Origin of the sequence: Burkholderia sp. LFS061, assembly GCF_047978125.1 — a bacterium.
In the GTDB taxonomy this organism is placed as follows: Bacteria; Pseudomonadota; Gammaproteobacteria; order Burkholderiales; family Burkholderiaceae; genus Burkholderia; species Burkholderia pyrrocinia_C.
Window position 1 is genome coordinate 13,746 of sequence record NZ_JBFPFS010000061.1, and the last position, 22,864, is coordinate 36,609.

Consider the following 22,864-nt stretch of genomic DNA (forward strand, 5'->3'; position numbering starts at 1 on the left):
AGCATGCTGCTGGCGCTGGCGCAATGGCTGCAAGGAGACGCAAGCTTTTTGCGCTTGTTCACGTACCTCACGTTCCGGGCGGTGATGGCCACCATCACCGCGCTGGGGATCGGGCTCGTGTGCGGACCGTGGGTGATCCGCAAGCTGACGCAAATGAAGGTCGGGCAGGCCGTGCGCAAGGACGGTCCGCAGACGCACCTCGTCAAGTCCGGCACGCCGACGATGGGCGGCGTGCTGATCCTGATCGGCATCGCGGTCGCGACGCTGCTGTGGGGCGACCTGACGAACCGTTTCATCTGGATCGTGATGCTCGTCACGTTCGGTTTCGGCGTGATCGGCTGGGTCGACGATTACCGCAAGGTCGTCCACAAGGATCCGCGCGGGATGTCGTCGCGCGAAAAGTATTTCTGGCAGTCGGTGATCGGTCTGTTCGCGGCCGTCTACCTCGCCTTCAGCGTGTCCGAGGCGAACAACGTGCGCGTGTTCGACCTGTTCATGGCGTGGGTGCGCAGCGGGTTGTCGATGGGGCTGCCGGCACGCGCCGACCTGATGCTGCCGTTCCTGAAGTCGATCAGCTATCCGCTCGGCGTTTGGGGCTTCATCGTGCTGACCTACTTCGTGATCGTCGGCGCGAGCAACGCGGTGAACCTGACCGACGGCCTCGACGGCCTCGTGATCATGCCGGTCGTGCTGGTCGGCGGGTCGCTCGGTGTGTTCGCGTACGTGATGGGCAGCGCGGTGTATTCAAAATACCTGCTGTTCCCGCACATTCCGGGCGCGGGCGAGCTGCTGATCTTCTGTTCCGCGATGGGCGGGGCAGGGCTCGCGTTCCTCTGGTACAACACGCACCCCGCGCAGGTGTTCATGGGAGACGTGGGCGCGCTGGCGCTCGGCGGCGCGCTCGGCACGGTCGCGGTGATCGTGCGCCAGGAAATCGTGCTGTTCATCATGGGCGGCATCTTCGTCGCGGAAACGCTGTCGGTGATGTTGCAGGTTTCGTGGTTCAAGTACACGAAGAAGCGTTACGGCGAAGGGCGGCGCCTGCTGAAGATGGCGCCGCTGCATCACCATTTCGAATTGTCCGGCTGGAAGGAAACGCAGGTGGTGGTGCGTTTCTGGATCATCACGCTGATGCTGTGTCTGTTCGGTCTGACCACCCTCAAGCTGCGGTAAAGGAAAGGTAACAAGGATGTCTGGCGAGATGTTTGGAGATCGGCAACGGCCGATGGTGCTCGTACTGGGGCTCGGGGAATCGGGTCTCGCGATCGCGCGATGGTGCGCGAGGCACGGGTGCCGGCTGCGGATTGCCGATACCCGCGAGGCGCCGCCCAACCTTGCCGCGCTGCAGGCCGAAGGCATCGATGCCGAGTTCGTCGGCGGGCCGTTCGCGCCCGCGTTGCTCGACGGCGGCGTCGAGATCGTCGGGCTGAGCCCCGGCCTGTCGCCGCTCGAGCCGGCGCTTGCAGCGCTGGTCGGGGCCGCGAACGAGCGCGGGATCGCGGTGTGGGGCGAGCTGGAATTCTTCGCGCAGGCGCTGCGCGCGCTCGGCACGAGCGGCTACCAGCCGAAGGTGCTCGCGATCACCGGCACCAACGGCAAGACCACGACGACGAGCCTCACGGGCCTGCTGTGCCAGCGCGCGGGCAAGAAGGTTGCCGTCGCAGGCAACATCAGCCCGGCGATGCTCGACCGGCTCGCGGGCGCGATCGACGAAACGGCGCTGCCCGACGTGTGGGTGCTCGAACTGTCGAGCTTCCAGCTCGAGACCGCGCGCACGTTCGCACCCGATGCGGCCGCGATCCTCAACATCACGCAGGACCACCTCGACTGGCATGGCAGCTTCGACGCGTACGCACACGCAAAGGGCCGGATCTTCGGCGCGACGACGACGCGCGTGCTGAACCGCGACGATGCGGCCGTGATGAAGTTCGCGCCGGTAGCGGGCGTGGCCGACGCGCCGCGCACGGTCACGTTCGGCCTGAACGAGCCGACCCAGGACGGCGACTACGGGCTGTCGCGCGACAACGGCATCGCATGGCTGGTGGAAGCCGTCGATCGCGACGCGCCGGAGGAAGCGGCGCCGACCCGCCGGCGCAAGCGCGACGCCGCGCATACGCCCGACATCGCGCAGAAGCGCTTGATGCCGGCCGACGCGCTGCGGATTCGCGGGCTGCACAACGCGGCGAACGCGCTGGCCGCGTTCGCGCTCGCGCGTGCGATCGACCTGCCGGCTGCGCCGCTGCTGCACGCGTTGCGCGAATACCGCGGCGAAGCGCATCGCGTCGAAGTGATCGCGACGATCGACGACGTGGACTACGTCGACGACAGCAAGGGCACGAACGTCGGCGCGACGGTCGCCGCGCTCGACGGGCTCGCGCAGAAGATCGTGCTGATCGCCGGCGGCGACGGCAAGGGGCAGGATTTCGCGCCGCTGGTCGCGCCGGTCGCGCGCTGGTGCCGCGCGGTGATGCTGATCGGACGCGATGCGCCGGCGATCCGCGACACGCTCGCCGAAACGGGCGTGCCGCTCGCCGATCACGCAACGCTCGAAGGTGCGGTGCATGCAGCGGCCGACCTGGCGGAGCCGGGCGATGCGGTGCTGCTGTCGCCCGCGTGCGCGAGCCTCGACATGTTCAGGAACTACGCCCATCGCGCGGATGTGTTCCGTTCGGCGGTCGACGAAATCGCCATCGACAAAGGAGCGACGCCATGAGCTGGTCCGATCGCCTCGTCTCCCGTTTCAACGACCGGCGCGATGCCGGCGGCAACGCCGCGGGCGGTCGCGTCGCGTCGGCCACGCGTGCCGCGACGGGCGGCCTCGCGAGCGTCGTCAACGGCGTGCGTCCGAGCCGGTCGCGGATGCTCGACTTCGACTACTCGCTGCTGTGGGTGGCGATCGCGCTGCTCGGGCTCGGCGTCGTGATGGTGTACTCGGCGTCGATCGCGATGCCCGATTCGCCGAAATACGCGTCGTATCACGATTACGCGTTCCTGATGCGCCACTGCGTGTCGCTCGTCGTCGCGTTCGTCGCGGCGGTGATCGCGTTCCGCGTGCCGGTGTCGACGTGGGACAAGTACGCGCCGCATCTCTTCCTGATCGCGCTCGTCAGCCTCGTGATCGTGCTGATCCCGCACGTCGGCAAGGGCGTGAACGGCGCGCGCCGCTGGATTCCGCTCGGCATCACGAACATGCAGCCGTCGGAAGTCATGAAGCTCGCTGTGACGATCTATGCGGCGAACTACACGGTGCGCAAGCAGGAGTACATGCAGAGCTTCGCGAAGGGCTTCCTGCCGATGGCGTGCGCGGTCGGCCTCGTCGGTGCACTGCTGCTGCTCGAGCCGGACATGGGCGCGTTCATGGTAATCGCGGCGATCGCGATGGGCGTGCTGTTCCTCGGCGGCGTGAACGGCAAGCTGTTCGGCGGCCTCGTCGCGACGGCGGTCGGCACCTTCACGATGCTCGTGTGGCTGTCGCCGTGGCGTCGCGAGCGGATCTTCGCGTATCTCGATCCGTGGGACGAGCGCTACGCGCAGGGCAAGGCCTACCAGCTCACGCACTCGCTGATCGCGTTCGGCCGCGGCGAGTGGTTCGGCGTCGGCCTCGGCGGCAGCGTCGAGAAGCTGAACTACCTGCCCGAAGCGCATACCGACTTCATCCTCGCGGTGATCGGCGAGGAGCTCGGTTTCGTCGGCGTGATGGTCGTGATCCTGCTGTTCTACTGGATCGTGCGCCGCGCGTTCGAGATCGGCCGCCAGGCGCTTGCGCTCGACCGCACGTTCGCGGGGCTGACGGCGAAGGGCGTCGGCATCTGGTTCGGTGCGCAGACGTTCATCAACATGGGCGTGAACCTCGGGCTGCTGCCGACCAAGGGCCTGACGCTGCCGCTGGTGAGCTACGGCGGGTCCGGCATTCTGCTGAACTGCGTCGCGCTCGCGGTGCTGCTGCGGGTCGACTACGAAAATCGCGTACTGATGCGGGGAGGGAAGGTATGACCTCCTCGCGTCAGTACGCGATTTCGGCGAAGGCTGGCTTCGTGCGCGAAGCGTGCGAAGTCAAGCGAAGCGGCCGTAGCCAAAACGTTTGTTCATCCTTGCTGATGCGGGGAGGGAAGGTATGACCGCGTCGCGACGCACGCTGATGGTGATGGCAGGCGGCACCGGGGGCCACGTGTTCCCGGGGCTCGCGGTCGCGCACCGGATGGAAGCGGCGGGCTGGCGCGTCGTATGGCTCGGCAATCCGGCCGGGATGGAGGCGACGCTCGTGCCGAAGCACGGCATTCCGATGGAATACGTGCGGTTCGGCGGGCTGCGCGGCAAGGGCCTGAAGACCAAGCTGACGCTGCCGTTCAACCTGCTGCGCGCATGCTGGCAGAGCCTTGGCGCGCTGCGCCGCGTGCGGCCGGACGTCGTGCTCGGGATGGGCGGCTACATCACGTTCCCGGCGGGCGTGATGACAGCGCTGTCGGGCCGTCCGCTCGTGCTGCACGAACAGAATTCGATCGCGGGCCTGACGAACAAGGTGCTCGCGAAATTCGCGAAACGCGTGCTCGTCGCGTTCCCCGGTGCGCTGCCGCACGCGGAATGGACCGGCAACCCGATTCGCGCGGAACTTGCACGCACGGAAGCGCCCAAAGCACGCTATGCATCGCGCAGCGGCCCGCTGAACGTGCTGGTCGTCGGCGGCAGCCTCGGCGCGGCCGCGCTGAACGAAGTCGTGCCGCGCGCGCTGGCGATGCTGGCGCCGGGCGAACACCTGCGCATCGTGCACCAGGCCGGCGCGAAGCATATCGACGCGCTGAAGGCGAATTACGAAGCGGCCGGTTTCGCGGCCGGCGAAGACGTGCGGCTCGTGCCGTTCATCGACGACATGGCAGCTGCGTACGCGGCGGCGGATCTCGTGATCTGCCGCTCGGGCGCGATGACGGTGTCGGAGATCGCGGCGGTGGGCGTGGCGGCGCTGTTCGTGCCGTTCCCTTACGCGGTCGACGATCACCAGACGACCAACGCCGCGTTCCTCGCGGATGCGGGCGGGGCGGTGCTGGTGCAACAACGCGACCTGTCGGCGGATTTGCTCGCCGACTGGCTGCGCGGCCAGACGCGGGCGTCGCTCGCGGACATGGCGGAGCGTTCGCGCTCATTGGCGAAGCCCGAGGCCACCGATGAAGTCGCGCGCGTTTGCGCGAAGGTGGCCGGCGCGAACCTGGAAATATTGCAATGAAACATATCGTCAAACACATTCATTTCGTCGGGATCGGCGGCGCGGGCATGAGCGGCATCGCCGAAGTGCTCGTCAACCTCGGCTACGAGGTCAGCGGCTCGGACCTGTCGCGCAATGCGGTGACCGATCGTCTCCAGGCGCTCGGCGCACGGATCGCGATCGGCCACGACGCGGCGAACATCGAGGGCGCGAACGCGGTCGTCGTGTCGACGGCCGTGCGCTCGGACAACCCGGAAGTGCTGGCCGCGCGCCACCAGCGCGTGCCGATCGTGCAGCGCGCGGTGATGCTCGCGGAGCTGATGCGCCTGAAGCAGGGGATCGCGATCGCCGGCACGCACGGCAAGACCACGACGACGAGCCTCGTCGCGAGCGTGCTCGCGGCAGGCGGCCTCGATCCGACCTTCGTGATCGGCGGGCGGCTGATCAGCGCCGGGGCGAACGCGCGGCTCGGCACGGGCGATTTCATCGTCGCCGAGGCCGACGAATCGGACGCGTCGTTCCTGAACCTGTATCCGGTGATCGAAGTCATCACGAACATCGACGCCGACCACATGGACACCTACGGCCACGATTTCGCGCGGCTCAAGCAGGCGTTCATCGAATTCACGCAGCGCCTGCCGTTCTACGGCAGCGCGGTCGTGTGCGTCGACGATCCGAACGTGCGGCAGATCATCCCGTTCATCTCGAAGCCGGTCGTGCGCTACGGCCTGTCGCCGGACGCGCAGGTGCGCGCGGAAGACATCGATGCGCGCGACGGCCGGATGTATTTCACGGTGATCCGCGAAGGGCGCGCACCGCTTGCGGTCGTGCTGAACATGCCGGGCCTGCACAACGTGCAGAACGCGCTCGCGGCGATCGCGATCGCGACCGACCTCGGCGTGGCGGATGACGCGATCCAGCAGGCGCTGGCGGAATTCAACGGTGTTGGCCGGCGCTTTCAGCGTTACGGCGAGGTGCCGACCGCGGACGGCGGCCAGTACACGCTGATCGACGACTACGGCCATCACCCGGTCGAGATGGCGGCGACGATCGCGGCCGCGCGCGGCGCGTTCCCGGGCCGCCGCCTCGTGCTGGCGTTTCAGCCGCACCGCTACACGCGTACGCGCGACTGCTTCGACGATTTCGTCAACGTGCTGTCGACGGTCGATGCATTGGTGCTGACGGAAGTCTACGCGGCCGGCGAAGCCATGATCGCGACGGCCAACGGCGACGCGCTGTCGCGCGAGCTGCGCGCGGTGGGGAAGGTTGACCCGGTGTTCGTCGCGACGGTCGACGACGTGCCGGACGCATTGGCGAAGGTCGCGCGCAACGGCGACGTGGTGATCACGATGGGCGCGGGTTCGATCGGCGGCGTGCCGGCGAAGCTCGTGCAGAACACACAACAGAAGGCATGACATGAGCGGGATCGATCCGAAACGTTTCGGCAAGGTGGCGGTGTTGTTCGGCGGCGAATCCGCCGAGCGCGAGGTGTCGCTCACCTCGGGCCGCCTCGTGCTGCAGGGCCTGCGTGACGCGGGCGTCGATGCGCATCCGTTCGACCCGGCCGAGCGGCCGCTGTCGGCGCTGAAGGACGAAGGCTTTGTGCGCGCGTTCAACGCGCTGCACGGCGGCTACGGCGAGAACGGCCAGATCCAGGGCGCGCTCGATTTCTACGGGATCCGCTACACGGGCAGCGGCGTGCTCGGGTCGGCGCTTGGTCTCGACAAGTTCCGCACGAAGCTCGTGTGGCAGCAGACGGGCGTGCCGACGCCGCCGTTCGAGACGGTGATGCGCGGCGACGATCTCGCGGCGCGCGCGACCGACATCGTCGCGAAGCTCGGCCTGCCGCTGTTCGTGAAGCCGGCGAGCGAAGGCTCGAGCGTCGCGGTGCTGAAGGTGAAGACGGCCGACGCGCTGCCGGCCGCGCTGGAGGAAGCCGCGACGCACGACAAGATCGTGATCGTCGAGAAGAGCATCGAGGGCGGCGGCGAATACACCGCGTGCATTGCCGGCGATCTCGACCTGCCGCTGATCAAGATCGTGCCGGCGGGCGAGTTCTACGACTACCACGCGAAGTACGTTGCCGACGATACGCAGTACCTGATCCCGTGCGGCCTGCCGGCCGAACAGGAAGCGGAGCTGAAGCGCATCGCGCGCCGCGCGTTCGACGTGCTCGGCTGCACCGACTGGGGCCGCGCGGATTTCATGCTCGACGCGGCCGGCAATGCGTATTTCCTGGAAGTGAACACGGCCCCCGGGATGACCGACCACTCGCTGCCGCCGAAGGCCGCGCGCGCGGTCGGCATCGGCTATTCGGAACTGGTCGTGAAGGTGCTGTCGCTCACGCTCAACGACTGACGCAGGAACGAAACGACGTATGTGGAACAACGTTCGCCAACTCAACCTTGCCGCCAGCGCGCTGTACGCGCTGCTGCTGCTCGTGTTGGCGGCGGCCGGCTGCTACTGGCTGATCCAGCGCCCGACGTTCGCGCTGCGGGAAATCCGGATCGACGGCGACACCGAGCACATCAACTCGCCGACGGTGCGCGCGGGCGTGGTCGGCCGGCTGAAGGGCAATTTCTTCACGGTCGATCTCGACACGGCGCGTGCCGCGTTCGAGCAGATGCCGTGGGTGCGCCACGCGAGCGTGCGCCGGGTGTGGCCGAATGCGCTGGCTGTCACGCTCGAGGAGTACAAACCGCTCGGGACCTGGGGCAGCGACCAGCTGGTGAGCGTCGACGGCGAGCTGTTCACCGCGAACCAGGGCGAACTGGACAAGGAACTGCCGGCGTTCGACGGCCCGGAGGGCAGTGCGAAGGAAGTCGTCACGCGGTATCGGGATTTCGGGAAATGGTTTGCGCCGCTGAAGGCGGCGCCGGAAGAAGTGACGCTGTCGGCGCGGTACGCGTGGACGGTGAAGCTGTCGAACGGCATGCAGGTCGAGCTGGGCAAGGAACGCAACAGCGACACGCTGCATGACCGGAGCCAGCGCCTTGTCGCGGCCTGGCCGGCCGTCACGGAGCGTTGGGGCAACGACATCGAGTACGCGGATCTGCGCTATCCGAACGGATTCGCGATTCGCGCGGCAGGCATGCGGTTCCTGACCGATACCGACAAGCGCAAGAAGTAACGAGAGATCACACGCAAGAGCACTTTATGAGCAAAGACTACAAGGATCTGCTGGTTTCCCTCGACATCGGCACGTCGAAGGTGGTGGCCATCGTCGCCGAGCTGAAAGGCGAGGGTCACTACGAGGTGATCGGCCTCGGCCAGAGCGAGTCGAAGGGTCTGAAGAAAGGTGTGGTGGTCAACATCGAGGCCACCGTGCAGTCGATCCAGCGCGCGCTCGAGGAAGCCGAGCTGATGGCCGACTGCAAGATCACCAACGTGTTCACGGGGATCGCGGGCAGCCACATCCGCAGCTTCAACTCGAGCGGCATGGTTGCGATCAAGGACAAGGAAGTCACGCAGACCGACGTCGCGCGCGTGATCGAGACCGCGAAGGCGATCAACATCCCGACCGACCAGCAGGTGCTGCACATCCTCACGCAGGAATTCATCATCGACGGCCAGGAAGATGTGCGCGAGCCGATCGGGATGAGCGGCATCCGCCTGGAGGTGAAGGTGCACATCGTGACGGGCGCGGTGAGCGCTGCGCAGAACATCGTCAAGTGCGTGCGCCGCTGCGGGCTGGAAGTGAACGACCTGATCCTGCAGCCGCTCGCGTCGTCGCTGGCCGTGCTGACGGAAGACGAGAAGGATCTCGGCGTGGTGCTGGTCGACGTCGGCGGCGGCACGACGGACATCGCGATCTTCGCCGAAGGCGCGATCCGCCACACCGCGGTGATTCCGATCGCCGGCGACCAGATCACGAGCGATATCGCGATGGCGCTGCGCACGCCGACGCCGGACGCGGAAGACATCAAGGTCGGCTACGGGATCGCGAAACAGGCGCTCGCCGATCCGGACGAGATGGTCGAAGTGCCGGGCCTCGGCGAGCGCGGCCCGCGCACGCTGTCGCGCCAGGCGCTCGCGGCCGTGATCGAGCCGCGCGTCGAGGAACTGTTCTCGCTCGTGCAGCAGGTCGTGCGCGAGTCGGGTTACGAAGAACTGCTGAGCTCCGGCGTGGTCATTACCGGCGGTGCCGCGATGATGCCGGGCATGGTCGAGCTCGGCGAAGACATTTTCCTGAAACCGGTGCGCATCGGCGCGCCGGAGTATGCAGGCGGCCTCTCCGACGTCGTGCGCAATCCGCGCTACTCGACGGCGATGGGGCTGCTCGTCGAAGGCAGTGCCCAGCGCATGCGCGGCCGCAAGGTCGCCGTGCAGTCCGGCAACGCGGGGCAGGTGTTCTCGCGGATGAAGGAATGGTTCCTGAGCAACTTTTGACGAACCGAATCGAAATTCGCGCTGGTGCCGGCGGCTGGCGCGCGACAGGGGGTTGCCCGATCTCCTGCCGAATAACGGCCGATTAGCAGTCATTCTCTTGACGGAGGCAACATGGAATTCGAAATGCTGGAAACCGAGACCAACGGCACCATCATCAAGGTGGTCGGCGTTGGCGGCGCTGGCGGCAATGCCGTCCAGCACATGATCAACCGCGGCGTGCAGGGCGTCGACTTCATCGTGATGAACACGGACGCCCAGGCGCTGTCGCGTTCGCGTGCATCGTCGGTGATCCAGCTTGGCAACACGGGCCTCGGCGCCGGTGCGAAGCCGGAAATGGGCCGTGCGGCAGCGGAAGAAGCGCGCGAGCGCATCGCCGACGCACTGCGCGGCGCGCACATGGTGTTCATTACGGCCGGCATGGGCGGCGGTACGGGCACGGGCGCGGCACCGGTAGTCGCGCAGATCGCGAAAGAGATGGGCATCCTGACGGTCGGTGTCGTCAGCAAGCCGTTCGAGTTCGAAGGCGGCAAGCGGATGCGCGTCGCTGAAGCAGGCTCGCAGCAACTGGAGGATCACGTCGACTCGCTGATCGTCGTGCTGAACGACAAGCTGTTCGACGTGATGGGCGACGACGCCGAGATGGACAAGTGCTTCCAGTGCGCGGACGACGTGTTGAACAACGCGGTCGCAGGCATCGCCGAAATCATCAACGTCGATGGCCTCGTGAACGTCGACTTCGAAGACGTGAAGACGGTGATGGGCGAGCAGGGCAAGGCGATGATGGGCACGGCGACGGTCGCCGGCGTCGATCGCGCACGCCTCGCGGCGGAACAGGCCGTGGCGAGCCCGCTGCTCGAAGGCGTCGATCTGTCGGGCGCGCGTGGCGTGCTGGTCAACATCACGTCGAGCCGTTCGCTGCGCCTGTCGGAAACGCGCGAAGTGATGAACACGATCAAGAGCTACGCGGCGGAAGATGCCACGGTGATCTTCGGTGCGGTGTACGACGACGCGATGGGCGATGCGTTGCGCGTGACGGTCGTGGCGACGGGGCTGGGCCGTGCGGCGAAGAAGCAGCAGTCGGCTCCGATGACGCTGCTGCGCACGGGTACGGACAACCAGCCGGTCAGCGCGGTGTCGCATGGCTATGCGCAGCCGCATCATGTCAGCACGGCCGACTACGGCGCGCTCGATACGCCGGCGGTGTGGCGCAACTCGCGCGAAACCGCGGCATCGCACGTGCAGGCGCTGCAGGAGAAGGGTGTCGACACCTACGACATCCCGGCTTTCCTGCGCAAGCAGGCTGACTGACGCAAACACAGGCGAAGCCGCGGCGGAATCGCCGCGGTATCGCCGGCGTGACGGATGCTGCGGACCACGACAGGCCGCGTCGGATGCGACGCCGGGCCGGGAAACGTGCCCTCTTCGCTTCGGCGGGGCGGGATGGGCCGTGCTGTCCGCAACACGCTGAAAAACCGTATCGCTATGAGGGACCAGCCATGATTCAAGTGGGCGACGCGCTGCCCGACGCGCAGTTGTTCGAGTTCATCGACGACGCGCGCGAAGGGTGCACGCTGGGGCCGAATGCCTTCAGCGTGCGCGACCAGGTCGCGGGAAAGCGGGTGGTGATCTTCGGATTGCCGGGCGCTTTCACGCCGACCTGCTCGGCGCAGCATGTGCCGGGCTACGTCGAACACGCCGGGCAACTGCGCTCGGCGGGGATCGACGAGATCTGGTGCGTGTCCGTCAACGACGCATTCGTGATGGGCGCATGGGGACGTGATCTGCACACCGCGGGCAAGGTGCGCATGATGGCGGACGGCAGCGCGGCTTTCACTCATGCGCTGGGGCTGACGCAGGATTTGTCCGCGCGTGGCATGGGAATTCGTTCCCTGCGCTACGCGATGGTGATTGACGGCGGTGTGGTCAAGACGCTGGCCGTCGAGGCGCCGGGCAAATTCGAAGTGAGCGATGCGGCGAGTGTTCTCGCGACGTTGACGTCCTGATCGTGCGGTGCGCCGTTGCCTGCCGGCAACGCTGCTCACCGGCCTCAGGACAGTTGTAACACGGGCTGATGACCGGAAACGCCTCCGTTCCGGGCATCGGCCCGTCCCGTATCTGCGCGGGTAAACTGCCGAAACAGATTGATACGCAGTTTCAAACAGCGTTGAATAGGGAATTACGCTATAATCTCATCTATCGAATATAACTCCTGATTGATATCTTCAATCAAGACGAAGAACACCATGCTGAAGCAGCGCACCATCAAATCGATCGTGAAGACCGTGGGTATCGGTCTCCACTCGGGCCGCAAGGTCGAACTGACGCTCCGTCCGGCGGCGCCTGGCACGGGCATCGTCTTCTCGCGCGTCGATCTGCCCACGCCCGTCGATATTCCCGCATCGGCCATGTCGATCGGCGACACGCGGCTCGCGTCGGTGCTGCAGAAGGATGGCGCGCGCGTGTCGACCGTCGAGCACCTGATGTCGGCGTGCGCGGGGCTCGGCATCGACAACCTGTATGTCGACGTGACGGCCGAGGAAATCCCGATCATGGACGGCAGCGCCGCGTCCTTCGTGTTCCTGATCCAGTCCGCCGGCATCGAGGAGCAGAACGCGCCGAAACGGTTCATCAAGGTGACGAAGCCGGTTGAAATCCGCGACGGCGACAAGTTCGCGCGTCTCGATCCGTTTTTCGGCTTCAAGCTGAAATTCACGATCGACTTCCGTCATCCGGCCGTCGACAAGACGGGCCAGGAGCTCGAGGTCGATTTCGCGAACACGTCGTACGTGCGCGAGATCGCGCGCGCGCGCACGTTCGGGTTCGCCCATGAAGTCGAAATGATGCGCGAGCTCGGCCTGGCGCGCGGCGGCAGCATGGACAACGCGATCGTGCTCGACGAGTACCGGATCCTGAACAACGACGGGCTGCGCTACGACGACGAGTTCGTGAAGCACAAGATGCTCGACGCGATCGGCGACCTGTACGTGGTCGGCCATCCGCTGCTGGCGTCGTACACCGCGTACAAGTCGGGGCATGGGCTGAACAACGCGCTGCTGCGCGAGCTGCTCGCGCACGAAGATGCATACGAGATCGTCACGTTCGACGATCCGCAGGCCGCGCCGAGCGGCTTCGCGTTCGACGCGCAGACTGCGTTCGCCTGACCGGCGTTCGGTATCGCCAATAAAAAAACGGCCTGCGGGCCGTTTTTTTATTGGCCGGCCGCCGCCGGCGGCGCGCTCAGCGCGGCGATTTCGCGCCGTGCCGGGCCGCCATCCTCGCGAGCGCGGCCTGCAGCGGCGACGGTTCGAGGTGGTCGGCGAGGTCGCGCAATGCGGCGGCTCCGACCGAGGTCATCCGCGCCTGCTTCACGTGCGGCGGCTCCGGAGCGTCCTTCGGACGCACGCGCACGCGCAGCGTCGCGACGGGCCAGCCGCGCTTCTGGAGATCACTGAGCAGCCGCGGCTCGACCTGCCGCAGCCGCGCGGCCAGCGCGTTGTGCGCGGCAAAGAGGGTCAGGGTGCCGTCCTTGACGAAGCCCGGTTCGACATGATTCGCAAGATAGTCGGGCAGGAGCGCGGACAGATCGCGCTGCAGCGATGCGATTTGCTCGACGCCGGCGCGCAGCGCAGTGAACGCGTCGGTGCGGCCGAGCACTTCGGACACGGGTTGCGGGCGATGCGCGGCGAGCGGGCCGAAACGCTTGGAAAATCGGTTCATCGAGGCATTCTTCGGGCGCGCACGCGCGCGGACGTTGACGCCGATTGTACCCGCGCCGGCTCGTGCACGGGCGGCTTTCGCCCCGTCGGCGCGGCCTCGGCGTGCAATGCCCGTCCGGCCGAGACGCGGGCGCGCGCGTCCCCGCGTGCTAAAATTCGACGTTTGAGTCCACTAATTCGCTAAGCCGCCGAGGCTCGGGCGTCGGGGCGCGCAACACGCGCCGGACGCCGGTGCTGCGACGCAGGATCCGATCCGATGACAACCGGTTTTCTCCAGAAAATTTTTGGCAGCCGCAACCAGCGGCTCGTCAAGCAATACCAAAAGACCGTCACGACGATCAATGCGCTCGAAACGCAGATCGAGAAGCTGACGGACGACCAGTTGCGCGGCAAGACGGATGAATTCCGCCAGCGGGTCGCGGCCGGCGAGTCGCTCGACAAGCTGCTGCCCGAAGCGTTCGCGGTCTGCCGCGAGGCGAGCCGTCGCGTGCTGAAGATGCGGCACTTCGACGTGCAGTTGATCGGCGGCATGGTGCTCCACTACGGCAAGATCGCCGAAATGCGCACCGGCGAAGGCAAGACGCTCGTCGCGACGCTGCCCGTGTACCTGAATGCGCTGGCCGGCCGCGGCGTGCACGTCGTGACCGTCAACGACTACCTCGCGCAGCGCGACGCCGAATGGATGGCGCGCCTCTACAACTTCCTCGGTCTGTCGGTCGGCATCAACCTGTCCGGCATGGAGCACGACCAGAAGCAGCAGGCCTACGCGGCGGACATCACGTACGGCACGAACAACGAGTTCGGCTTCGACTACCTGCGCGACAACATGGTCTACGAGACCGACGCGCGCGTGCAGCGGGCACTGAACTTCGCGGTCGTCGACGAAGTGGACTCGATCCTGATCGACGAGGCGCGCACGCCGCTGATCATCTCGGGCCAGGCCGAGGACCACACCGAACTGTACGTGCGGATGAACGCGCTGCCGCCGCTGCTCGAGCGCCAGATCGGCGAGGAGAAGGCCGACGGCACAGGCGTCGAGAAGCCGGGCGACTACACGCTCGACGAGAAGTCGCGCCAGGTGTTCCTGACGGAATCGGGCCACGAGAAGGCCGAGCGGCTGCTCGCCGAATGGGGCCTGATCGGCGATGGCGAGAGCCTGTACGCGCCGCAGAACATCACGCTGATGCACCACGTGTACGCGGCGCTGCGCGCCCACACGCTGTTCCACAAGGACCAGCACTACGTCGTGCAGAACGGCGAGGTGGTCATCGTCGACGAATTCACGGGCCGCCTGATGGCCGGCCGCCGCTGGTCCGACGGCCTGCACCAGGCCGTCGAGGCGAAGGAACACGTGAAGATCCAGAGCGAGAACCAGACGCTCGCATCGATCACGTTCCAGAACTACTTCCGGATGTACGCGAAGCTCGCGGGCATGACGGGTACCGCGGACACCGAAGCGTACGAATTCAACGAGATCTACGGTCTCGAGACGGTCGTGATCCCGACCAACCGTCCGCCGAAGCGGATCGACAAGCAGGACCAGATCTACAAGACGGCCAAGGAGCGCTACGACGCGGTGATCCGCGATATCCGCGACTGCTACGAGCGCGGCCAGCCGGTGCTGGTCGGCACGACGTCGATCGAGAACTCCGAGCTGCTGTCGCACCTGCTGAAGCAGGCCGGGCTGCCGCACGAAGTGCTGAACGCGAAGCAGCACGAGCGTGAAGCCGCGATCGTCGCGGAAGCCGGGCGTCCGAAGCGCGTCACCATCGCGACCAACATGGCCGGCCGCGGCACCGACATCGTGCTCGGCGGCAACGCCGAGAAGCAGGCCGCGTTCATCGAGGCCGACGAAGCGATCCCGGCCGACGAAAAGGCGCGCCGCATCCAGCAACTGCACGACGAGTGGGAAACGCTGCACGAGCAGGTGAAGGCCGCGGGCGGCCTGCACATCATCGGCACCGAGCGCCACGAATCGCGCCGGATCGACAACCAGCTGCGCGGCCGTGCGGGCCGCCAGGGCGATCCGGGCTCGTCGCGCTTCTACCTGTCGCTCGACGATCCGCTGCTGCGCATCTTCGCGGGCGATCGCGTGCGCTCGATCATGGATCGCCTGAAGATGCCGGAAGGCGAGGCGATCGAGGCCGGCATCGTCACGCGTTCGATCGAATCCGCGCAGCGCAAGGTCGAAGCGCGCAACTTCGACATCCGCAAGCAGCTGCTCGAATACGACGACGTGTCGAACGACCAGCGCAAGGTCATCTACCAGCAGCGCAACGAACTGCTCGAAGCACACGACATTACCGAGACGATCACCGCGATGCGCCACGGCGTGATTGCCGAAGTCGTCCGCCAGTTCGTGCCGGAAGGCAGCATCGAGGAGCAGTGGGACGTGCCCGAGCTCGAGGAAGCGCTGCGCAACGACTGGCAGCTCGACCTCGCGATCCAGGAAATGGTGAACGAGTCGACGTCGATCACGGCCGAGGAGATTCTCGATGCCGTGATGACGGCCGCAGACGAGCAGTACGACGCAAAGGTCGCGATGGTCGGCCGCGAATCGTTCAGCGCGTTCGAGCGTTCGGTGATGCTGCAGACGGTCGACCGCCTGTGGCGCGAACACCTCGCGGCGCTCGATCACCTGCGCCAGGGCATCCACCTGCGCGGCTATGCGCAGAAGAACCCGAAGCAGGAATACAAGCGCGAAGCGTTCGAGCTGTTCGCCGCGATGCTCGACGCGATCAAGCAGGAAGTCACGCGGATCGTGATGAACGTGCAGATCCAGTCGCCGGAGCAGCTCGAGGAAGCGGCCGAGCAGATCGAGGAGCGCAGCGGCCATCTCGAGAACGTCGAGTACCAGCACGCCGAGTTTGCCGAAGCCGCGGCGCCGGTGGCCGGCGGGGCGGCCGTTGCGGCTGCTGCTGCGACGGCCGACATGGTCGGCAGCGCAATGGCCCACAGCGGTCCCGGCGGCGAGCTGCCGAAGGTCGGCCGCAACGATCCGTGCCCGTGCGGCAGCGGCAAGAAGTACAAGCACTGTCACGGGAAGCTGTCATGATCGACGGCGGCGCGCGTCGCGCGTGCCGCTTCGTTCGCAGCTTCGAGTGCTGATGTGAGTTGCGGCGGCCCGCGCGTGCGGCCGCCGGTTCTTCCAATCGATGCCGGCATGTGCCGGCATTTTCCATCCGGCAGGTGTGCCCCATGGCTGTCAATTTTCCGTCGATCGATCCCGCCCAACTGCATCCCGTCGCCGGCGTCACGCTCGGCTGGGCGGAAGCGAACATCCGCAAGCCGAATCGCAAGGACGTGCTGGTCATCTCCGTCGACGAAGGGGCGACGGTCGCGGGCGTGTTCACCGAAAACCGTTTCTGCGCCGCGCCGGTCACCGTCTGCCGCGAGCACCTGGCGAAGGTGCGCACGGGCGGCGCGGGCATTCGCGCGCTCGTGGTGAATACGGGCAATGCGAACGCCGGTACCGGCGAGCCGGGCCTCGTGAACGCACGCGAGACCTGCACGGAACTCGCGCGCCTCGCGGGCATCGAGTCGGCGCAGGTGCTGCCGTTCTCGACCGGCGTGATCCTCGAGCCGCTGCCGATCGACCGCCTGAAGGCCGGCCTGCCGTCCGCGCTCGCGAACCGCAAGGCCGCGAACTGGTTTGACGCCGCGCAGGCGATCATGACGACCGACACGCTGCCGAAGGCCGCGTCGCGCCAGGTCGCGATCGACGGCCACACGGTCACGCTGACGGGCATCAGCAAGGGCGCCGGCATGATCAAGCCGAACATGGCGACGATGCTCGGCTTCCTCGCGTTCGACGCGAATGTCGCGCAGCCGGTGCTCGACACGCTCGTGAAGGAAGTTGCCGACCGCTCGTTCAATTGCATCACGATCGACGGCGACACGTCGACGAACGACTCGTTCATCCTGATCGCGTCGGGCAAGAGCACGCTGCCTGCAATCACGTCGACCGATTCGCCGGCCTATGCGGCGCTGCGCGATGCGGTGACGGAAGTCGCGCAGGTGCTGTCGCAACTGATCGTGCGCGACGGCGAAGGCGCGACGAAATTCATGACGGTGCAGGTCGAGGGCGGCAAGAGCGTCGCCGAATGCCGCCAGATCGCGTACGCGATCGGCCATTCGCCGCTCGTGAAGACGGCCTTCTACGCATCCGACCCCAACCTCGGCCGGATTCTCGCGGCGATCGGCTATGCGGGCGTCGCGGATCTCGATGTCGGCAAGATCGACCTCTATCTCGACGACGTGCTTGTCGCGAAGGCGGGCGGCCGCAATCCGGCCTACCAGGAAGAGGACGGCCAGCGCGTGATGAAGCAGAGCGAAATCACGATTCGCGTGCTGCTCGGCCGCGGCGATGCGCAGGCCACCGTGTGGACGTGCGACCTGTCGCACGATTACGTGAGCATCAACGCGGATTACCGTTCCTGATCGGGAGCGTTCGAACGACATGGACAAGCTTGAACAGTTTCTGACGCGCGCGGAAGCGCTGCTCGGCCGGCTCGAGGGGATGCTGCCGCCCGCGCCGGCGGCCATCGACTGGAACGCCGCGCACGCGTTCCGCTGGCGCAAGCGCCAGGGGCGCGGCTACCTGCAGCCGGTGCCGGCCGTATCGTCGATCACGCTCGGCGACCTGCACAACATCGATCGCCAGAAAGTGCTGATCGAGCAGAATACGCGGCAGTTCGTGCAGCAGAAGCCGGCCAACAACGTGCTGCTGACGGGCGCGCGGGGCACCGGCAAGTCGTCGCTGATCAAGGCGTGCCTGAACGCGTATGCGAAGGACGGGCTGCGCCTGATCGAAGTCGACAAGGACGACCTGCACGATCTCGGCGACATCGTCGAGCTGATCTCGCAGCGTCCCGAGCGGTTCATCGTGTTTTGCGACGACCTGTCGTTCGAGGAAGGCGAATCGGGCTACAAGGCGCTGAAAGTCGCTCTCGACGGCTCGATCGCCGCGCAGTCGGACAACGTGCTGATCTACGCGACGTCGAACCGCCGCCATCTGCTGCCCGAGTACATGAGCGACAACGAGTCGTACAAGCATCTCCCGGATGGCGAGATTCATCCCGGCGAAGTCGTCGAGGAGAAGATCTCGCTGTCGGAGCGCTTCGGCCTGTGGGTCAGCTTCTATCCGTTCAAGCAGGACGACTACCTCGGCATCGTCGCGCACTGGCTGCGTCATTTCGGCTGCGCGGATGCGGAGATCGAGTCCGCGCGCGGCGACGCGCTCGTGTGGGCGCTCGAACGCGGTTCGCGGTCGGGCCGCGTTGCGTGGCAATTCGCGCGTGACTGGTCGGGTCGCAAGGAGCAGGCATGAGCACGGATCTCGCACAGGGCGCCGTGCGCGCGCCGGATGGCCGCAAGGTGACGGAAGTCGCGGTCGGGGTGATGGTGCAGCCGGATGGCCGGTACCTGCTCGCGCAGCGGCTGCAAGGCAAGCCGTATGAAGGCTACTGGGAGTTTCCGGGCGGCAAGCTGGAGGCCGGCGAAAGCGTCGAGGACGCGCTGGCGCGCGAACTGCACGAGGAACTCGGCATCGTCGTCACGGCCAGCCACCGCTGGCACACGCTCGAACACGATTATCCGCATGCGTACGTGCGGCTTTATTTCTGCAAGGTGACGGGCTGGACCGGCGAGCCGCACAGCAAGGAAGGGCAGGCGTTCGTATGGCAGCAACTGCCGGTCGACGTCGCGCCGCTGCTGCCGGCGGCGCTGCCGGTGCTCGAACTGCTCGAAAAGGAAGCGGCGTCGCACTGATGCCGCGGCGGCCTGCCTGAAAGGCGGGCCATATCGCCGGCGGGCGGTGCCGCGCGCCGCTCAACTGTCGCGGCGGTCGTCCGTGCCGTCTTCTTCCGACGAAGGGCCTTCGTCGGACGTACCGCCGATCCGGTACTTTTCCGCAGCCCAGGCGCCGAGGTCGAGCTGCTTGCAGCGAGCCGAACAGAACGGGCGGAACTGATTTTCAGGGGCCCAGCGCACTTGGGCGCCGCAGGACGGGCATTTCACAACGGTAGTCATACGAAAGCGTCGATCCGGCACGCGGCCGTTACAGATTGCACAGTGTCAGATGGAACGGCACGTCGATGTCCACCGCGCGCGGCCGCACATCGCCGTCCTGCATGGTGAACCGTACCCACAGCATGTATTTGTTCGCGCTCGCTTCGGGAATGACGCGCAACTCCGGCGGCACGCGCACCTGCATCAACTGGTACGTGCGGCCGGACAGCATCTGCTGGTAGCTGCCCTGCATTGCCATGACCTTCGACGCCTGGCCCGATTCGCGCGCGAGGCGCAGCACGATCGACGCGGCGTCGCGCAGCGGCAGCATCGGCATGATCCACTTCGCGATGTCCTGGCGTCGCTGCTCGGCGGGCCATTGCTGCCACGCGTAGTACGACGGCAGGTCGAACTTGCAGGTGCCGCCGGGAATCACCGCGCGGCTGCGGATGCTGGCGAGCCACTCGTTGTCGATGAGGTGCTGCCCGGTTTTGCCCTGCATCTGCGCGAGATTCGCGAGCGTCTGCTCGATTTCGCCGAGTACGGCTTCGAGCGCGTTCTGCTCGATGCCCGGATTGCCGCGAAAGGGGGCGAGCGTCTGGCGCTGACGTTCGAGCTCCTTCATCAGATCCGATTTCAGGTCCGCGCGGCCGGTTACCTCGGCGATTTCGAACAGCGTCGTCAGCGCGACGTGGTGTTCACGCGGGTCCTCCTGAGCCAAAAAGAACGCGAAGCGCTCGAACAGGTCTTCGAGGCGCAGCAGCGTGCGAATTCGCTCGTTGAACGGATACTCGTAAAGAATCAAGCGCGCTCGCCTCTAGGGTAGGAATTGAAACAATGCAGCACATTCTAATGCTCACTCTCTACCCTAGCAACGCACCAATTTCGTACGCCATCACGATCGCGCGCGAGGGTCAGTGCGCTGCGGCCGCGAACCCGAGGTAGCGTTGGTGCAGCGCATCGACCTGCGCGGCGAGCGCATCGGGCGTCGTCGCGTCGTTGACGATCACGTCGTCGGCCGCCGCGAGACGGGCTTCGCGCGTCGCCTGTCTCGCGATGATTGCCTCGACCTGCTCGCGCGTGAACCCGTTGCGCTGCATCACGCGCGCGATCTGTGTCTCGACCGGGCAGTCGACGACGAGCACGCGATCGCTGCGCGCCTTCCAGTTGCCCGACTCGACGAGCAGCGGCACGACGAACATCACGTACGGGCCCTGCGCTTCGCGCGCGTCGCGATCGGTTTCCGCGCGGATCAGCGGATGCGTGATCGCTTCGAGACGCCGGCGCGCGTCGTCGTCGCTGAAAATCAGTGCGCGCATCTTCGCGCGATCGAGCGAACCGTCCGCGGCAACGAAGCCGCGGCCGAACGCCTGTTCGATCGCAGGCATCGCGAGGCCGCCCGGCGCGGTGATGCGGTGGGCGATCAGATCGGTATCGACGAGCGATGCGCCGCGGGCGCCGAACAGGTCCGCGACGGTCGTCTTGCCGCTGCCGATGCCGCCGGTGAGTCCTACTGCGAACATGTCAGCCTCCGAGCGCCGCGTAGAAAGGGGTGCCGAAAAACAGCGTCGCGACGCCGCCCGCCGCGAGGAACGGGCCGAACGGAATCGGCTCCTCGAAGCGCATGCGGCCGCGCCAGGTCGCGACGAGCCCGACGATCGCGCCCGTCACCGCGGCGAACAGCACGACCTGCGGGAGCGCGGCCCACCCCATCCATGCGCCGAGCGCAGCGAGCAGCTTCAGGTCGCCGAAGCCGATGCCCTCGATGCCGCGCAACCACTTGAACAGCCAGTAGATCGACCACAGGAACAGGTAGCCGGCCATTGCGCCGATCACGGCCGAGCGCAGCGACGTGAACGTGCCGCCGAGGTTCAGCACGAGCCCGGCCCACAGGAGCGGCAGCGTCATCGAATCGGGCAGGTAGCCGGTGCGGATATCGATCGCGCTCATCGCCAGCAGCGCGGCGCACAGCGCGAAGGCGGCAAGCGCGGCGACGGTCGGGCCGAACGCGGCGAGCGAGCCGGCGGCGAGCAGCGCGCACGCGAGTTCGACGAGCGGATAACGGATGCCGATCGCGTGGCCGCAGCGGCGGCAGCGTCCGCGCAATATCAGGTAGCTGACGAGCGGGATGTTTTCCCATGCGCGCAGCACGTGGCCGCAATGCGGGCATGCGCTGCGCGGGCGCCACAGATCGTAGCGCGGCGGATAACCGTCGTCGGGGACGGTGCTGGCGTTGCCGGTCGCTTCGGCGATCTCGGCCTGCCATGCGCGCTGCATCATCACGGGCAGCCGGTGCACGACCACGTTCAGGAAGCTGCCGACGCAAAGGCCGATGACGACCGCGAACGCATACTGCAGCGCGGGCGGCAGCATCGCCAGCGCGAGCAGCGTGCTCTCGGGCGAATCGGGAACGGCGGACAGGGGCGCGGGCGTCATGAGGCTCAAGGTTCGGACTAAAAGGCGACAGAATCGGTTGCGATGCTACACCACGTTGCCGAGCTGAAGGATGGGCAGATACATCGCGATCACGAGGCCGCCGACGAGTGCGCCTAGTACGATGACGATCAGCGGTTCGCCGAGAGCCGCGAGCGTATCGAGACGCGCGTCGAGCTGGCGTTCGCACAGCGCGGCGAGGTCGGCGAGCATCGTGTCGAGCGTGCCGGTCTCCTCGGCGACGGCGATCGGCTGCACGACGTCGTCCGGAAAGCAGCCAGCCGACTGCATCGCGTCGGCGAGACGCGCGCCGCGCAGCACGCGTGCCGCGATGTGCGTGGTGGCCCGCTCGAACACCGGATGGCCGGCAGTGCGCTCGAGCGTGGCGAAGGCATCGGCGAGCGGCACGCCGGCGCCGAGCAGCGTCGCAAGCGAGCGGCACCAGCGTGCGGCTGCGAACCGCGTGAGCGCGCTGCCTGCGAGCGGGGCGTGCAGCAGGCGTCGCGCGAGCGCATGGCGCAGCGGCGCCGAGCGCCGAAGCGCGTGATGAGCGGCAAGCCCCGTTGCCGCGGCACCGGCCACGAGCACACCGCCCCACGCCGACAGCGCGGAGGACAGCGCAAGCAGTGCGCGGGTCGGTGCCGGCAGTGCGGTGCCGAATCCGTCGAAGATCTGCCGGAACGTCGGCACGACCCACACCATCAACGCAGCCGAGATCGCGAGCGCGAACAGGATGACGGCTGCCGGATACGCGAGCGCGGCACGCAGCTTGCGCCACTGCGCGTCGGCGCGCTCGCGGTGTTCCGCGACCCGTGTCAGCACGATGCCGAGCGAGCCGGACGCTTCGCCGACCTCGATCAGCTGGCGATACAGCGTGCCGAACTGCGCTGGATAGCGGGCGAGCGCATCGGCGAAGCGCTGCCCGCCGACGATCTCGCGGGCGAGACCCGCGGCGATGCGCGGCACGCCGTCGCGCGTGCGCGTGCGCGCGAGCATCTCGAGCGACGGCGCGAGCGGCAGCCCGGCCTGCAGCAGGCTCGCGAGCTGGCGCGAGAAACGCGTTATGTCGCGTGCGCCGGCCGTCGGCGGCCGGGCCGGCCCGCGGACGTCGAGCGACACC

At 66.9% G+C, this 22,864-nt stretch carries 21 protein-coding genes; 15 read left to right on the forward strand and 6 right to left on the reverse strand.

The genetic code is table 11. The features are described 5' to 3' along the window. Positions 1-3: 3 nt before the first annotated feature. The 11 genes from mraY (at position 4) to lpxC (ending at position 12,747) form a co-directional block, all read left to right on the forward strand. Positions 4-1,173, forward strand: a complete 1,170-nt coding sequence (gene mraY / locus ACNQQL_RS32620) for a phospho-N-acetylmuramoyl-pentapeptide-transferase (RefSeq protein WP_347068441.1) — start codon at positions 4-6, stop codon at positions 1,171-1,173. Positions 1,174-1,201: 28 nt separating this feature from the next. After that, positions 1,202-2,713: a UDP-N-acetylmuramoyl-L-alanine--D-glutamate ligase gene (murD, locus tag ACNQQL_RS32625; protein ID WP_347068443.1), complete on the forward strand. Its 1,512-nt coding sequence runs from the start codon at positions 1,202-1,204 to the stop codon at positions 2,711-2,713. Then, positions 2,710-3,993 carry a putative lipid II flippase FtsW gene (gene ftsW / locus ACNQQL_RS32630; protein ID WP_347068445.1) on the forward strand — a complete coding sequence of 428 codons (1,284 nt, stop codon included), beginning with the start codon at positions 2,710-2,712 and terminating at the stop codon, positions 3,991-3,993. Before murD ends, ftsW begins: the two co-directional genes overlap by 4 nt. Positions 3,994-4,114: 121 nt before the next feature. Beyond that, positions 4,115-5,218, forward strand: coding sequence for an undecaprenyldiphospho-muramoylpentapeptide beta-N-acetylglucosaminyltransferase (gene murG, locus ACNQQL_RS32635; protein ID WP_347068447.1), 1,104 nt, complete (start codon positions 4,115-4,117; stop codon positions 5,216-5,218). Then, positions 5,215-6,612, forward strand: a complete 1,398-nt coding sequence (murC, locus tag ACNQQL_RS32640) for a UDP-N-acetylmuramate--L-alanine ligase (protein WP_347068449.1) — start codon at positions 5,215-5,217, stop codon at positions 6,610-6,612. Before murG ends, murC begins: the two co-directional genes overlap by 4 nt. A 1-nt stretch (position 6,613) precedes the next feature. Then, positions 6,614-7,555, forward strand: a complete 942-nt coding sequence (locus tag ACNQQL_RS32645) for a D-alanine--D-alanine ligase (RefSeq protein ID WP_152864761.1) — start codon at positions 6,614-6,616, stop codon at positions 7,553-7,555. Positions 7,556-7,574: 19 nt separating this feature from the next. Then, on the forward strand, positions 7,575-8,327 hold the full coding sequence (locus ACNQQL_RS32650; RefSeq protein WP_034182639.1) for a cell division protein FtsQ/DivIB: 753 nt from the start codon (positions 7,575-7,577) through the stop codon (positions 8,325-8,327). 26 nt (positions 8,328-8,353) lie between these two features. Continuing rightward, a complete protein-coding gene (gene ftsA, locus ACNQQL_RS32655; RefSeq protein WP_034182640.1) occupies positions 8,354-9,586 on the forward strand; it encodes a cell division protein FtsA in 1,233 nt (410 codons plus the stop codon). A 111-nt stretch (positions 9,587-9,697) separates the two neighbouring features. Next, entirely contained in the window at positions 9,698-10,894 is a 1,197-nt protein-coding gene (ftsZ, locus tag ACNQQL_RS32660; protein WP_006477012.1) for a cell division protein FtsZ, read from the forward strand. 188 nt (positions 10,895-11,082) lie between these two features. Then, positions 11,083-11,589: a peroxiredoxin gene (locus ACNQQL_RS32665; RefSeq protein WP_072436389.1), complete on the forward strand. Its 507-nt coding sequence runs from the start codon at positions 11,083-11,085 to the stop codon at positions 11,587-11,589. Between the two features lie 240 nt (positions 11,590-11,829). Continuing rightward, entirely contained in the window at positions 11,830-12,747 is a 918-nt protein-coding gene (gene lpxC, locus ACNQQL_RS32670; RefSeq protein ID WP_105389884.1) for a UDP-3-O-acyl-N-acetylglucosamine deacetylase, read from the forward strand. A 76-nt stretch (positions 12,748-12,823) separates the two neighbouring features. Here the strand turns inward: lpxC and ACNQQL_RS32675 are convergent, their stop codons facing one another. Continuing rightward, positions 12,824-13,303: a DUF721 domain-containing protein gene (locus tag ACNQQL_RS32675; RefSeq protein ID WP_347068453.1), complete on the reverse strand. Its 480-nt coding sequence runs from the start codon at positions 13,301-13,303 to the stop codon at positions 12,824-12,826. A gap of 255 nt (positions 13,304-13,558) precedes the next feature. On the opposite strand from ACNQQL_RS32675, the gene secA reads away from it, so the two are divergent. The 4 genes from secA to ACNQQL_RS32695 all read left to right on the forward strand — a co-directional run bounded on the left by secA (position 13,559) and on the right by ACNQQL_RS32695 (position 19,071). Next, positions 13,559-16,357, forward strand: coding sequence for a preprotein translocase subunit SecA (gene secA / locus ACNQQL_RS32680; protein ID WP_072436388.1), 2,799 nt, complete (start codon positions 13,559-13,561; stop codon positions 16,355-16,357). Positions 16,358-16,500: 143 nt separating this feature from the next. Then, positions 16,501-17,742 (forward strand): bifunctional glutamate N-acetyltransferase/amino-acid acetyltransferase ArgJ, encoded by a 1,242-nt coding sequence (gene argJ, locus ACNQQL_RS32685; RefSeq protein ID WP_347068456.1) that lies wholly within the window; start codon positions 16,501-16,503, stop codon positions 17,740-17,742. A gap of 19 nt (positions 17,743-17,761) precedes the next feature. Then, positions 17,762-18,631 (forward strand): ATP-binding protein, encoded by an 870-nt coding sequence (locus ACNQQL_RS32690; RefSeq protein WP_347068458.1) that lies wholly within the window; start codon positions 17,762-17,764, stop codon positions 18,629-18,631. Continuing rightward, positions 18,628-19,071 (forward strand): NUDIX domain-containing protein, encoded by a 444-nt coding sequence (locus ACNQQL_RS32695; RefSeq protein ID WP_072436384.1) that lies wholly within the window; start codon positions 18,628-18,630, stop codon positions 19,069-19,071. Before ACNQQL_RS32690 ends, ACNQQL_RS32695 begins: the two co-directional genes overlap by 4 nt. A gap of 60 nt (positions 19,072-19,131) precedes the next feature. Here the strand turns inward: ACNQQL_RS32695 and ACNQQL_RS32700 are convergent, their stop codons facing one another. From ACNQQL_RS32700 to ACNQQL_RS32720, 5 genes are all read right to left on the reverse strand, one after another. Beyond that, complete coding sequence (locus tag ACNQQL_RS32700) at positions 19,132-19,332, reverse strand: DNA gyrase inhibitor YacG (RefSeq protein WP_072436383.1); 201 nt, start codon at positions 19,330-19,332, stop codon at positions 19,132-19,134. Between the two features lie 28 nt (positions 19,333-19,360). Further along, entirely contained in the window at positions 19,361-20,116 is a 756-nt protein-coding gene (gene zapD, locus ACNQQL_RS32705; protein ID WP_034182650.1) for a cell division protein ZapD, read from the reverse strand. Positions 20,117-20,225: 109 nt separating this feature from the next. Then, on the reverse strand, positions 20,226-20,834 hold the full coding sequence (coaE, locus tag ACNQQL_RS32710) for a dephospho-CoA kinase (protein WP_175963129.1): 609 nt from the start codon (positions 20,832-20,834) through the stop codon (positions 20,226-20,228). Between the two features lies 1 nt (position 20,835). Beyond that, entirely contained in the window at positions 20,836-21,747 is a 912-nt protein-coding gene (locus ACNQQL_RS32715; protein ID WP_347068461.1) for an A24 family peptidase, read from the reverse strand. Positions 21,748-21,792: 45 nt separating this feature from the next. After that, a partial coding sequence (locus ACNQQL_RS32720; RefSeq protein WP_347068463.1) for a type II secretion system F family protein occupies positions 21,793-22,864 on the reverse strand: 1,072 nt, incomplete at its 5' end.